Below are 13,221 nucleotides of genomic sequence, written 5' to 3' on the forward strand. Positions count from 1 at the left end.
TTTTTTTCTGTTAAGAAACGATTTTGAGGTTCTTTTTGACTACATTTTCACAAAAACACTTTTTTATTTCAAAATATAATGTTAATTTTGAAAGCGAATTAAAGAATGTTATTCTTGTAAAATTTGTAATCAAGTTTGTTTAAGATGTAACTAAAAAGTAAAAGATAGCATTGATGCAACGAATAAAGGTATTTTTTCTAAATAAAAAAACACTGCGTTTTACCATTTGTTTTATGGTAGCCTTGTCGTTGTGGGTTTTGGCAAAGCTTTCAAAAACAACTCGGAAAGAGCTAACCGTTGCTATAAATGTTACCAACGTTCCAGATGATTTGTTTTTAATTGATAATCAATCCAATCATATAAAATTATTAGCGGAGGGAACAGGTTTTTCACTACTAAATTTTCAGAATAAAAAAGTTACCGAAATTCTTAATTTTCAAGATTTGAAAAAAATTGGCAAAAACGCCTATCAACTCACAGAAAATATTGGAGGAAAGTTAAAATCAAAATATCTTTCGGAGTTTAAAATCCAGAGCACGTATTCCGATAGCATTTTCCTTACTCTTGAACCACGTTTTACTAAAAAGATTCCAGTACAAGTTCATTCTCAATTGAATTTTGAAAAGGAATTTCAACTGCGCGAATTTCAACTTCAGCCTGATTCGGTGCTAGTTACAGGTGTCAAATCAGTGTTAGATACTATTACTCAAATCAATTTACAGATTCATAAGAAAAAGAGTATAAACGAAACATTTGAGCAAAGTTTTACGCTAAAAAATTCGGATTCTGTACATTACTTAACACCAAAAGTTAAAGTTAAAACCATTGTAGAGAAAGTAAGTGAACGCATTTTACAAGTGCCTATTTATGTGATAAATGCCCCAGAAAACACACAGGTTAAAGTTTTTCCAACCCAAGTGAGTGTACTTTGCGTAGGAAATTTTGAAACCTTAAAGGAATTGAACCCAGCTAACGTGCGTGTTGAGGCGGATTATGAAAACAAAAATGAGCAAGGTTCTTCACTATATTTAAAAGTGAAAACCGAAATAAAAGGTATAAAATTTAGCTTTTTAAAGGAAAATAAAGTCGATTTTTTAATTCGTAAACTATGATTGTGGGTTTAACAGGAGGAATCGGTAGCGGAAAAACAACAATTGCCAAAGTTTTTGAAGGCTTCGGTATTCCTGTTTTTTTATCTGATAATCAAGCTCATAAAATCGTTGAGAGCGACAAAGAAGTTATTGGTCAAATTAAAGCATTATTTGGAGAAGTCGCCTACACGCAAGGAAAATATAATCGCAAATACATCGCTGAAATTGTGTTTAAAGACAAGGGTTTGTTATCGAAACTCAATGCAATAGTACATCCTGCGGTAGCCCGACATTTCCAAGATTGGAAAGCTAATCAAAAGGCACCTTACGTTTTGATAGAGTCTGCCATTCTTTTTGAAAGCGGTCTTTATCGACATTGTGATTCTATTATCGCTATTGAAGCTCCTGAACAAGAGCGTATTGAACGCGTAATACAACGAGAGGGATGTACAAGGGAGTGGGTTGAGTCACGGATAAAAAATCAATGGAGCGATAGCCAACGCCGAGCGTTATCCGATTTTATTATTTTGAATAAAAACATAAGTGAAGCAACGTTAAAAGCAAAAGAAATACATCATAATTTAATGAAAAAAGTTCAGTAAACGTAATTTATTTAATCAAATAGTTAATTTAAAGTTAAAAAATTAACAGCTAATTCTTTTTTGCATTAGTTTTGTATAGTGAATAGGAAATTATTTATCATATTAATCATCTTAATGAGTTTCGCCTTAGTGGGGATTGTTCTGATTCAAGGGTATTGGATTAAGACTGCCATTGAGGATAAAGAGGAGGCTTTTTCGCATAGTGTGCGTCAGGCACTGAGCAATGTTACCACAGTTTTGGAGCAGCACGAAATCAATCGTTTTGCCTTAGGTATTGCTGAACTCAAAGAAAAAGACAGTTTATTCACGCTCAAAGGCTCTCAATGGCACGAATTTATGTTCGTGCAGGAAAACAAAAACACTAAAGAAACGTTCATTTACAAACACGGCATTTTAGAGGAAGATTATTCCGTTCCATCAAAGAGTTTTACGGGCTTCGACGGAGCTGATTCCACTACCATTAAAAACTACACCAGCAAGCAATCAATGCAGAATACTTGGGAAGGAGGCGTAGCTATGGACAATCAAATGCACCCTTCGGTAGGAATGTTTGAAAAAATAGGGAGGCTCTCAGCATTGGACAAAATTGCCATTGAGGAAATGTTCCGTAGCACTATTGACCTTAAACCCATTAACGACCGCATCACGCCTTTGCAGTTGGATTTGTTAATACGTCAAGAATTATTGCTTCGGAAATTGGATATTGATTTTGAGTATGCCATCTACCGCAAAGGAATTCTTTCAAATGTTCGTTCAAAATATTTTAATTTCAATGAGAAGAAAGAGTATAAAATGCCTTTGTTTTTTGACAATATGGGCGAGCCTGTATATGAATTGTCAGTGATTTTTCCTGAAAGAGAACAGTTTTTATTGTCATCAGTTATCGGAATTGCTTCGCTGTCTATCGTTTTTACCGTAATTATCATTGTAACATTTTCTATTACAGTAAATCAACTAATTACACAACGTAAAATTTCTCAAATTAAAACGGATTTTATCAATAATATGACTCACGAGTTCAAAACCCCAATAGCTGTAATCAATTTGGTTTTGGACACACTTAAAAATCCGATGAATTTGAATGACCCAGAAAAAGTACTCCGATATGTCTATATGTTGCGTGACGAAAACAAACGGATGCACTCACACGTGGAGAATATCCTCCAAATTTCGAAACTTGAAAAAGGCGAACTCAACATAGAAAAAGAGCCTTTAGACGCTCACGATTTGATTGAAAACGCAATTGCACACGTACATTTGATGATTGAAGATCGTCAAGGCAATATACGTACGCATTTAGAGGCTGAAAATTCGGATATTTCGGCAAATGAGTCTCATTTTACCAATGTGTTGGTTAATATTATGGAAAATGCCATAAAGTATTCGCCTAACGCCCCAGAAATTGATATTTACACTCAAAACGTGAATAATCAAATCATTATACGTATTCAAGATAAGGGGCAAGGAATGAGCAAAGCCGTTCTTAAAAAAGTTTTCGATAAATTCTATCGAGAGCATACAGGCGATTTACATAATGTAAAAGGACACGGTTTGGGCTTGGCTTACGTTAAAAGCATTGTAAAAAACCACAACGGAATGGTTTATGCTGAAAGTGAAAAAGGCAAAGGAAGCTCATTTATCATAAAAATGCCTGTAATTTAGTGAAGTAAAACAAAATGAAAAATACGAATAACAATTAAAATTAGGTTTATATGGATACAACGGTCAGTAAAAAAATTTTATTAGTAGAGGATGACCCAAACTTTGGAACAGTCCTTAAAGACTACTTGGTAATGAGCGGTTTTGATGTTGCCCTTGCTAAAAATGGTATGGAGGGCTTTGAGCGCTTTCGTAAAGAACCTTTCGATTTGTGCATCTTAGATGTTATGATGCCTTACAAGGACGGCTTTACTCTGGCTAAAGAAATTCGTGAGAAGAATGAAAAAATTCCAATCATTTTCCTAACGGCAAGAACAATGCGTGAGGATGTACTTAAAGGATACAAAGTAGGTGCTGATGATTATTTGAATAAACCTTTTGACTCCGAAATTCTACTGATGAAAATACGTTCTATGCTACAACGAAAAAATGTTGAAACCATAGCCGATAGTAAAAAATTTGAATTTGAAATAGGGGATTTCTTCTTGAATTCCAAACTTCGTTTTTTGAAATATAAAGATGAAGAGCCTATCAAACTTTCACCCAAAGAAAATGAGCTTTTGCGTCTTTTAGCTTTACACGAAAACGACTTGATGCCTCGTGATTTGGCTCTTAATAAAATTTGGAAAGATGATAATTATTTCACTTCCAGAAGTATGGACGTTTATATTGCGAAATTAAGGAAATACCTTAAAGATGATGAACGAGTGGAAATCGTAAACATTCACGGAGAAGGTTTCCGACTGATTACTAATCGAGAAGATGAATACATTTAGAAAATCATTATTTTGACAAATCGCTTTAAAATAAAAGAGTTACGAGGTTCAATGCTTTGTAACTCTTTTTAATTTTCATCAGAAAATATGGTTATAATCCAAAATCTGATTAAGTTTTAGAGTTTAACTAACCCAATGAGAAATATCAAAAATTGATATAAAATTTGTAATATCATATTGATTATGAGAAAGTTTGTTTTTTTTAGGAACATTGATTATGCTCAGTATGATTTTTATTATTGGTAGTGAATTTTATATAAGTATAAAAAAAAGCATACAGAATAATGAAACATATCGAATTTACAGAGAAAATACGGAGTTTTATATATCTGGACAAGTTTTTAAAGTAGATGTCCCTGAGGACTTTGGATACTACTGTATCCTTTATGTCAAAACAGATTCTGTAAATATATCGAAAACATTTAAAGAAAGCGATAGAGTTTTATGGGGGTTAAAATGTAATGTACAAAAAACACTAACAAAAAAAGCCTGAAAAAGCTCTAAAAATAAGGGAGTTACAGCAAAAAAAGCCCGAAAATGCAACCAAAACCAAATGTGCAATAATTACTATTAACTACCATTTAATTACCATTTAAAAAGCCCGAAATTACCATATAATTTGCCGTAACTACTATTATGAGGTACCCTTTGTGCTTGATGATGAAATCCTCAAAAAATGTACATTTCATTTTGAATTTTGGTACATTTGGTTTTGCGGATTATAGTTTTAGGAATATATGATGAAAAAAATAAAATAGCGGTATTACTTTCAAGAGCAAGCTCTCCAAATTGGGTAGTGGATAAAGATATACCATCAAATCAACTACCTTATATTGTTTATAAAAGCGATCCAAAAGAAAAATCATCGTTTGTATTCACATTCTCTAATGAGAATTTACGGCTTTCAGAAACGATGACTCCGAAAAAAATAAAAGAAAAATTAGGACGAGCTTTAATCGAAAGAATGGACACAATGCAAAATCCTATTAAGTTTTAAAAATTGATATTAAAATTGCTTTATGTCTCTAATTATCAATGTTTTTGATCTTGATAATAAAATCCTCAAAAAATGTATATTTGATTTTGAATTTTGGTACATTTGGTCTTTCGGATTATATCTCTTTTTTCTTTGGGCTAACTCCAAAAAAGAGAGAAAAATGATACCCAAAATTACATTTAATAATGGAATTTAAGTTTTTCAATTCTATGGTATTGATTTTAAAGATAAACTAACGAAAAACCTAAAAAAAAAATAGAGGTTCGTATTTGATAAAAAAGGAGAGGATATGAAAGTTTTGGTTATTGATAATTACGATAGCTTTGTTTTTAATTTAGTTCATTATTTGGAAGCATTGGGAGTTGAGGTAATCGTTAAAAGGAACGATGCTTTTACTTTCGATGAGGTAAATCAGTTTCATAAGATATTGTTGTCGCCAGGTCCTGGGATTCCTGATCAGGCTGGAAAAATGAAAAAACTCATTGAAATGTATGCTCCTATCAAAAGTATTTTTGGGGTTTGTTTGGGGCAACAGGCTATAGGAGAAGTTTTTGGCGGAACTCTTGAAAATTTAAAGCAGGTGTATCACGGCAAGGCAACTCCCATAACTATTGTGGCGAATGATTTTATCTATAATGGTGTACCTAATGTTTTTGAGGTAGGACGTTACCACTCTTGGGTGGTGAAAAATCCGCTACCTCCTTCTTTAGAGGCAACTGCCGTAGATGAAAATGGATATATTATGTCGCTTAGGCATAAAATATATGACGTTCGTGGGGTACAATATCATCCTGAGTCGGTAATGACTTCTTTTGGTAAAACCATTCTTAAAAATTGGCTTGAAAATTAGATATGACACTTTTAGACCGATTATTAGTCCATAAATTTGAAGAAGTAGCCTTGAAAAAAAGCCTAATACCGATGTCTGCTTTTGAGCAAAATCCTATATTCCAAACTTCAAATCGTTATTTTACAACATTTTTGAATAATAATTCTCACGGAATTGTTGGCGGATTTTATCGTAGGTCGCCTTGGCAAACGGAAATAAATCTGCATTTGAATGTTTTTGAGGTAGCTCAAGCCTATGAAAAAGGAGGATTTGCGGGAATTTCAATATGTACCGATACGAAGTATTTTGGAGGCTCACTTGATGATATGTTGTTGGTAAAAGCCTCTTGTCAACTTCCTTTACTTTGTAATGATTTTATAGTAGATGTATATCAAATTTATGAAAGTAAGGCTCACGCAGCTGATGCTGTAATGCTTATGGCTTCAATTTTAAAGTTGGATCAAATTCAGTATTTGACTCAAGAAGCTCATCGCATAGGCTTGGAAGTATTTTTACAGATAAATGATATGCAAGATATTGAAAAATGCTTGTTATGTCCGTTTGATGTTTTGGTGGTAAGTAGTCGTTGTTTTTCTACTTCAGAAGTTGATTTTAAAAAATATAATTATTTTTACGACAAACTCTCTGAGGTTCCTTTAAAAATTGCAGAAGGTGGAATTTTTAACACAAAACAAATACTTGATTTAAAGCAGATTGGATATTCGGGTTGTGTAGTGGATTTTCCTTTTTTACAATCGGATGCCGTTTTTTATAGTGTGAATACTTTTATTAGCAACCTTTCATCAAATTAAAAATGATGAGATTTGATTTTTGATAATCAATACGTACCTTAGCCTTTCGTTACATTTCAAATCCTCACAAGTAAATTTAGTTATGCAATTCTCTATACAATCTGATTTTCAACCTACTGGCGACCAACCTCAAGCCATTAAGCAACTCACACAAAGCATCGAAAAAGGGGAAAAATATCAGGTTTTACTCGGTGTGACAGGCTCAGGGAAAACCTTTACTGTAGCTAATGTGGTGCAGAATGTACAACGCCCCACTCTTGTTTTGGCTCATAACAAAACCCTTGCTGCTCAATTATATAGCGAATTTAAAGCGTTTTTTCCGAACAATGCGGTGGAATATTTCGTATCGTATTACGATTATTACCAACCCGAAGCCTACATTCCCACTACGGGAACGTACATCGAAAAAGACCTATCCATCAATGAAGAAATCGAAAAATTACGGCTTAGTGCTACTTCTTCTTTGCTTTCAGGACGACGTGATGTGTTGGTTGTGGCTTCCGTTTCGTGTCTGTATGGAATCGGAAATCCTATTGAATTTCAGAAGAATGTAATCACCATAAAGCGAGGCGAAGTACTTCCACGAACTAAATTTATGCATCGTTTGGTGCAAAGTTTGTATGCCCGAACCACTGCCGATTTCATTCACGGAAATTTCCGAGTGAAAGGCGATGTAGTGGACGTTTACCCTGGCTATTCCGATACGCCTTTCCGCATTCATTTCTTTGGAGATGAAATCGAAGAAATTGAGGTTTTCGACCCGCAAACTAACAAAGTATTAGAACGTTACGATAGTTTGAATATCTATCCTGCCAATATGTTCGTAACCTCGCCCGACGTGTTACAAAAAGCCATTTGGAACATTCAGCAAGATTTGACCAAACAAGTGGAATATTTTAAAGAAATCGGCAAGCATTTGGAAGCCAAACGATTGGAAGAACGCACCAATTTCGATTTGGAGATGATTCGCGAGCTAGGATATTGTTCGGGCATTGAAAATTATTCTCGTTATTTGGACGGAAGAGAGCCCGGTTCACGTCCGTTTTGCTTATTGGATTATTTTCCTGATGATTTTCTGATGGTTATCGACGAAAGTCACGTAACCATTCCGCAAGTACACGCAATGTATGGGGGCGACCGTAGTCGAAAGGAAAATTTGGTAGAATACGGCTTTCGTTTACCCGCTGCTTTAGATAATCGTCCGCTGAAATTTGAGGAATTCGAAGCCCTTCAAAATCAGGTGATTTACGTAAGTGCAACACCTGCCGATTATGAACTTCAAAAAACGCAAGGGGTTTATGTTGAGCAAATTATTCGTCCGACAGGATTGCTCGACCCCGAAATCGAAATCCGTCCGAGTGAAAACCAAATTGACGATTTGGCAGAAGAAATTCAGCTCCGCGTAGAAAAGGACGAACGTGTTTTGGTAACCACTCTCACCAAACGAATGGCGGAAGAGCTTACTAAATATTTGACTAAAATTGGGGTGCGTTGCCGATACATTCACAGCGATGTGGATACCCTTGAACGAGTGGAAATTATGCAAGATTTACGCCGTGGATTGTTCGATGTTTTGGTGGGCGTAAACCTGCTTCGTGAAGGTTTGGATTTACCTGAAGTTTCGCTTGTTGCCATTTTAGATGCTGATAAAGAAGGCTTTTTGCGTTCTACACGTTCGCTGACCCAAACGGTGGGACGAGCTGCCCGAAACGTAAACGGAAAAGCCATTATGTATGCCGATAAAATTACTCAAAGTATGCAAGTAACCATTGATGACACCAACTATCGGCGTGAAAAACAAATGAATTACAATTTCCGTAATGGAATCACTCCCAAGCCATTAAATAAAAAAATCGAAAATACGCTTAGCAAAAGTCCAATTACTGAATTTCATTACGACCCCTCATTCAAAAAGGAAAAAGAGGTTCAAACAGAACTTCTTTCACAAAAGGAAGTTGAGAAAAAAATCCGAGAAACTCGCAAACTAATGGAAACTGCCGCCAAAGAACTAGACTTTGTCAAAGCTGCCCAATATCGTGACGAGATTAAAGTGTGGGAGAGTAAACTGGAAAAATGAAATTTATAGATTGCTGATATGTAGTATTTTTATGGTCCGAGTTAGAGCATCTGTCTTCTCAATAATTAGTTTTGTATATGTCTGAGGAAGATAGGAAGGGATGCGCTCTGCCCATTCGATAAAGCACCAATTTCCAGAGTACAAATACTCCTCTATTCCCATATCGAAAGCTTCTTCTTCACTGGTAATTCTGTAAAAATCAAAATGATAAACCGTATGTTGTGTGTTGGCGTATTCGTTTACTAAACCATAAGTAGGGCTTCCAACAGTATCCGTAATACCCAAGGTAGCTACCAAAGCTTTAATTAACGTGGTTTTACCCATTCCCATACTTCCCTCAAAAACAACTACTTTTTCGGAAAGTAATGGGAGTAATCTTTTAGCGGTTTCCTCAATATTTTCTAAAGTATATGTGATAGTTTGCATCTGTATTTATTTTTAACAATTCCAAATTTCCCACGCTTTTTCGGCTTGTAAGCGTAACATTGCCTCGCCGTTGCAAATGGTTGCTTTTTTTTGTTTCCCTTTTTGCAAAAAAAGGGTTTTTTCAGGATTGTAAATCAAATCGTAAAGCAAATGTTGTGAAGTAATGTACTGATACGGAATGGGGGGGCAATCGGTAACGTTTGGAAATGTACCCAAAGGGGTACAGTTTATAATAATCGTATATTTGGATAAAAGTTCTGCTGATAAATCCGTGTAAGCATACTGCCCAATTTTTGGGGTACGAGATACAAATCGGTAGCTGATATACAATGTTTTTAGAGCATAAGCTACCGCTTTTGAAGCTCCTCCTGTACCCAGAATTAAGGCTTTGGTATGGTGTGGTTTTAAAAAAGGCTTTATAGATTCGGAAAAACCATAGTAGTCGGTGTTGAATCCAATCCACCCCAAAGGAGTAACTTTTATGGTATTAACCGCTCCGATGATTTTTGCCGTTTCATTTAAAGCCGCCAATTTCGAGATGATGGCTTCTTTGTAAGGAATGGTAACATTCATTCCCTTTAAGTTGGGGTGCATAGCAACCCGAGAAGGCAATTCTTCCAGAGTCATTAAATCAAAATTTACATACTCGGCGTTGACGCCTTCTTCTTGAAACTTCTTTGAGAAATAAGCTCTTGAAAATGAATAATCAATATTTTTACCTATCAGAGCGAATAAGTTTTTCTTGTCGTTTTTTTCCATACCATTCCAAACCTAAAACGATTAAAATTCCGAAAATGACGTAAATTAAGGCAATCCAAGTGGAACTATGAGAAATGTCGGGTAAAAATCGGCTGTAATTGGCTACGATTTGATTTCCTGCGGAATCAGTTAGAACATTTCCCAAACTATCGGTGGCGTAAATGGTTTCTTTCCAAGGCCAAACCACTCCTAATGAGCCTGTAATAAAGCCTATTATAGTAGCAGTAGTGATGTCTTTGTAATGTTTTAAAATATAAGAAAGTAGATGCGAGAGTGTGACTAATCCGAACAAAGAACCGAAAGTAAAAACAGCAAGAATTTTTAGTAATCTGATGCGTTCAGGGTTGTTAATGAAACTGGTATCCCCAGAAAATAGTTCACCTATGGTATAAGCCAAAGCATTTACTGAATCCACCAAAAGCAACACGTAATTTCCTAATAAAATCAGAATGAATGAGCCAGAAAGTCCAGGTAAGGTCATTCCTGAAATGCTGATAATACCACAGAAGAACACGAAAATTAGATTGCCGTTTTCCTTTGCGGGACTTAAAAAACTGATGGATACGCCTACTACTGCACCGATAATCATCGCGATGACCGTTTTGCGGTTCCAATTACTGAAATCCTTGGAAATGTAATAAATAGAGCCAATAATCATTCCGAAAAAGGTAGCCCAAACGTACAATTCCCAGTGTTTCATAAAATAATCTAATAGGCGAGAAACACTGAAATAGCTAATAACCATACCCAAAATGAGTAATCCTAAAAAACGAAAATTGGTGTAGCGTAAAAAACTTTTGAATCTGCCATTGAAAAGCAACTTAAAGGCTTTTCCGTTGATTTTCTGTAAGGAATAGATAAACTCTTCATAAAATCCAGCAACGAAAGCAACAATTCCGCCTGAAACTCCAGGAACTTTATTGGCAGCTCCCATAGCCAATCCTTTAATAATAAGGAGTATTTTATCAGTTAAAGTTCTTGTAGTTTCCATAATTTTTTATTTTGTATTTGCTTTTTTTAAAGAAACGGCAAAGCGTTCTAACAAAAAGATGATGAAAAAACCAATAAGCGTCATCAGAATGACTTGTAAGGTTTTAGGATTTCCTTCGTAGGTGAAAGGCAATACATTTTTTTCTAAAAAAGGTTTAAGATTTCCGTGAGCATCTACATAAGTGGAAACAGTTTGTTTCCAAGGCCAAATTTTATTGAGCGACCCGATGATAAAGCCCATCATTAAGGCAACAGTAGTATTTTTGTAGTGAGTAAACATCCATTTTAGTAAACGGGCAAAACTTAACAGCCCAACTATTGCTCCGCATCCTACGGTTGCTAATATTTTGAAATTCAATTCGCTGATTGCTGAAAGTATGGTGTGATAAGCCCCTAAAAGCACTAAAATAAAAGCTCCAGAGATTCCTGGTAAAATCATAGCACAAATGGCTAAAGCTCCTGATAAGAATAAAAATAAATAGCCGTGTTCGCCTTGCCAAGGAGGTAATGAGGTAATCCAAAAGGCCAGCAGACAGCCAATGAGCAAGGCTGAAACCACTCCTAAATTCCATTTTTTAATGTCCTTACCTAAAAAATAGATACTTGCCAAAATCAATCCGAAGAAAAATGCCCACAATAATAACGGATGATGTTCTAACAACCAACGAATTACTTTGGCTAATGAAAAAATACTAACACCAATGCCTAAAAACAGAGCGATTAAAAAATTACCATTGATTGTTTTCCAAAAGGAAGAGAAACCTTCGGTGCCGAGTGTTTTTAAAGCCTTTAGATTTATTTTATTTATAGAGGTTAATAATTCTTCGTAAATTCCTGAAATAAAGGCAATGGTACCCCCAGAAACTCCTGGAACTACGTCGGCTGCCCCAATGGCTAATCCTTTTAGTGTGATTAAAATATAGTCAAAAAACGACCTTTGCATACGTTGTTGTTTACGTTTATTTTTCTGTTTTTCTGCGGTTATATTCTTTTTTGAGTAGTGTTAGCTCACGTCCCATTTGTCCCGCTACGGAGGTATTTTCTTGAGCTCTACGAATTAGATAAGGCATTACTTCGCGTACTGGACCAAAGGGAAGATATTTTGCGGTGTTGTACCCCAACTTGGCAACATTAAAGCTAATATGGTCGCTCATTCCGTAGAGTTGCCCCAGCCAAATGCGAGAGTCGTGAGTATTTAAACCTTTTTCTTTCATTAGGTTAAGGATTAAAGCTGAGCTATCTTCGTTATGAGTTCCTGCAAAAAGGGCAATGCGGTCAATATGTTCTAAAATGTAGCGTATGGCAGCATTGTAGTTTTCGTCAGTTGCTGGTTTTGAGGCACAAATAGGGCTGAGGTAGTTGTTTTCCTTAGCTCTTTCGTTTTCTTTTTCCATATATGCGCCACGTACTATTTTTAGTCCGATATAGAAATTATCAGCAATGGCACGGTCGTGCAACTGTTTTAGGTAAGCTAACCTATCGTGACGATACATTTGCAAAGTGTTGTAAACTATGGCTTTTTCTTTGTTATACTTGCGCATCATTTGCTCTGCTAAATCGTCGGCGGCGGTTTGCATCCAGCTTTCTTCGGCATCTATCATAATTGGGATACCTAATTCGGCAGCTTTTGAGCAAGCTTTATCGAATCGGGCGACGATGCGTTCCCAAGCTTGTTGTTCTTCTAAAGTAAGTGGTTTTTTTTCAGTGATTTTCTGAAAGATAGCAAATTTTCCAAATCCAGTAGGTTTAAAAACGGCGAAAGGAACCCCCGAATGATTTTTAGAAAACTCAATAGTTTCTAAGGTTTTGCTCAAGGTGTCATCAAAAGAACTTTCTTCGGCTTTTCCTTCTACCGAATAATCTAAAACAGAACTTACCCCTTTTTCGTACATATTTTCAATGACTTTCTCACAATCTTGTTGAGAGATTCCTCCACAGAATTGGTTGAAAACAGTTTTTTTGATAAGCCATTCTACAGGTAAGTACATTTTGAGCGAAAAATTAGTCAAAGCAGTTCCTATACTAATCAAGGTATTGTTTCCCATAAAACGGAAAAGCCAGTATGCCCTGCCCAATTCAAAATTATTTTTTAAAGAAAAAGCCGTTTTAGTGTCATTAAAAATCGATTTCATAAAAAAGTCTTTTTGGGTGATAATTATCAGTAATGTGTTTTTTAAAGCAGACAAATATACATTAGTTTTGG

At 35.5% G+C, this 13,221-nt stretch carries 13 protein-coding genes; 8 read left to right on the top strand and 5 right to left on the bottom strand.

The window, feature by feature from the left end; all coding sequences use genetic code 11:
• The first annotated feature begins 173 nt into the window (after positions 1 to 173).
• The 8 genes from CGC47_RS10430 to uvrB all read left to right on the top strand — a co-directional run bounded on the left by CGC47_RS10430 (position 174) and on the right by uvrB (position 8,843).
• Positions 174 to 1,112 carry a CdaR family protein gene (locus tag CGC47_RS10430; protein ID WP_041998779.1) on the top strand — a complete coding sequence of 313 codons (939 nt, stop codon included), beginning with the start codon at positions 174 to 176 and terminating at the stop codon, positions 1,110 to 1,112.
• Positions 1,109 to 1,693 carry a dephospho-CoA kinase gene (coaE, locus tag CGC47_RS10435; protein WP_041998782.1) on the top strand — a complete coding sequence of 195 codons (585 nt, stop codon included), beginning with the start codon at positions 1,109 to 1,111 and terminating at the stop codon, positions 1,691 to 1,693. Before CGC47_RS10430 ends, coaE begins: the two co-directional genes overlap by 4 nt.
• A 78-nt stretch (positions 1,694 to 1,771) precedes the next feature.
• Entirely contained in the window at positions 1,772 to 3,355 is a 1,584-nt protein-coding gene (locus tag CGC47_RS10440; RefSeq protein WP_172458719.1) for a sensor histidine kinase, read from the top strand.
• 50 nt (positions 3,356 to 3,405) lie between these two features.
• Positions 3,406 to 4,128: a response regulator transcription factor gene (locus tag CGC47_RS10445; protein ID WP_013996966.1), complete on the top strand. Its 723-nt coding sequence runs from the start codon at positions 3,406 to 3,408 to the stop codon at positions 4,126 to 4,128.
• A gap of 697 nt (positions 4,129 to 4,825) precedes the next feature.
• The gene (locus CGC47_RS10455) at positions 4,826 to 5,125 is read left to right on the top strand and encodes a hypothetical protein (protein WP_041998788.1); all 300 of its coding nucleotides are present in this window, start codon (positions 4,826 to 4,828) and stop codon (positions 5,123 to 5,125) included.
• Between the two features lie 289 nt (positions 5,126 to 5,414).
• Positions 5,415 to 5,975: an anthranilate synthase component II gene (locus CGC47_RS10460; RefSeq protein WP_013996969.1), complete on the top strand. Its 561-nt coding sequence runs from the start codon at positions 5,415 to 5,417 to the stop codon at positions 5,973 to 5,975.
• Positions 5,976 to 5,977: 2 nt separating this feature from the next.
• A complete protein-coding gene (locus tag CGC47_RS10465; RefSeq protein WP_042000396.1) occupies positions 5,978 to 6,766 on the top strand; it encodes an indole-3-glycerol phosphate synthase TrpC in 789 nt (262 codons plus the stop codon).
• 82 nt (positions 6,767 to 6,848) lie between these two features.
• Positions 6,849 to 8,843, top strand: coding sequence for an excinuclease ABC subunit UvrB (uvrB, locus tag CGC47_RS10470; RefSeq protein WP_042000398.1), 1,995 nt, complete (start codon positions 6,849 to 6,851; stop codon positions 8,841 to 8,843).
• A 3-nt stretch (positions 8,844 to 8,846) separates the two neighbouring features.
• On the opposite strand, the gene tsaE is transcribed toward uvrB, so the two are convergent.
• The 5 genes from tsaE to CGC47_RS10495 are packed head-to-tail and all read right to left on the bottom strand — an operon-like array spanning position 8,847 to position 13,150.
• Positions 8,847 to 9,269, bottom strand: a complete 423-nt coding sequence (gene tsaE / locus CGC47_RS10475; RefSeq protein WP_095900322.1) for a tRNA (adenosine(37)-N6)-threonylcarbamoyltransferase complex ATPase subunit type 1 TsaE — start codon at positions 9,267 to 9,269, stop codon at positions 8,847 to 8,849.
• Positions 9,270 to 9,281: 12 nt separating this feature from the next.
• A complete protein-coding gene (locus tag CGC47_RS10480) occupies positions 9,282 to 10,028 on the bottom strand; it encodes a shikimate dehydrogenase family protein (protein ID WP_042000401.1) in 747 nt (248 codons plus the stop codon).
• The gene (locus tag CGC47_RS10485; RefSeq protein WP_095900323.1) at positions 9,985 to 11,019 is read right to left on the bottom strand and encodes a DUF368 domain-containing protein; all 1,035 of its coding nucleotides are present in this window, start codon (positions 11,017 to 11,019) and stop codon (positions 9,985 to 9,987) included. The genes CGC47_RS10480 and CGC47_RS10485 overlap by 44 nt, the downstream gene beginning before the upstream one ends.
• Positions 11,020 to 11,025: 6 nt before the next feature.
• On the bottom strand, positions 11,026 to 11,961 hold the full coding sequence (locus tag CGC47_RS10490) for a DUF368 domain-containing protein (protein WP_095900324.1): 936 nt from the start codon (positions 11,959 to 11,961) through the stop codon (positions 11,026 to 11,028).
• Positions 11,962 to 11,977: 16 nt separating this feature from the next.
• Positions 11,978 to 13,150, bottom strand: a complete 1,173-nt coding sequence (locus CGC47_RS10495; RefSeq protein ID WP_042000404.1) for a proline dehydrogenase family protein — start codon at positions 13,148 to 13,150, stop codon at positions 11,978 to 11,980.
• Positions 13,151 to 13,221: the final 71 nt, after the last annotated feature.

It is taken from the genome of Capnocytophaga canimorsus (genome assembly GCF_002302565.1).
GTDB classification, from domain to species: Bacteria; Bacteroidota; Bacteroidia; order Flavobacteriales; family Flavobacteriaceae; genus Capnocytophaga; species Capnocytophaga canimorsus.

Bases quoted from the DNA above. Each gene is read 5' to 3' on its own strand.
- CGC47_RS10465 (WP_042000396.1), top strand. From the start codon at position 5,978: ATGACACTTTTAGACCGATTATTAGTCCATAAATTTGAAGAAGTAGCC.
- CGC47_RS10495 (WP_042000404.1), bottom strand. From the start codon at position 13,150: ATGAAATCGATTTTTAATGACACTAAAACGGCTTTTTCTTTAAAAAAT.
- CGC47_RS10480 (WP_042000401.1), bottom strand. From the start codon at position 10,028: ATGGAAAAAAACGACAAGAAAAACTTATTCGCTCTGATAGGTAAAAAT.
- uvrB (WP_042000398.1), top strand. From the start codon at position 6,849: ATGCAATTCTCTATACAATCTGATTTTCAACCTACTGGCGACCAACCT.
- CGC47_RS10430 (WP_041998779.1), top strand. From the start codon at position 174: ATGCAACGAATAAAGGTATTTTTTCTAAATAAAAAAACACTGCGTTTT.
- coaE (WP_041998782.1), top strand. From the start codon at position 1,109: ATGATTGTGGGTTTAACAGGAGGAATCGGTAGCGGAAAAACAACAATT.
- CGC47_RS10490 (WP_095900324.1), bottom strand. From the start codon at position 11,961: ATGCAAAGGTCGTTTTTTGACTATATTTTAATCACACTAAAAGGATTA.
- CGC47_RS10445 (WP_013996966.1), top strand. From the start codon at position 3,406: ATGGATACAACGGTCAGTAAAAAAATTTTATTAGTAGAGGATGACCCA.
- tsaE (WP_095900322.1), bottom strand. From the start codon at position 9,269: ATGCAAACTATCACATATACTTTAGAAAATATTGAGGAAACCGCTAAA.
- CGC47_RS10485 (WP_095900323.1), bottom strand. From the start codon at position 11,019: ATGGAAACTACAAGAACTTTAACTGATAAAATACTCCTTATTATTAAA.
- CGC47_RS10460 (WP_013996969.1), top strand. From the start codon at position 5,415: ATGAAAGTTTTGGTTATTGATAATTACGATAGCTTTGTTTTTAATTTA.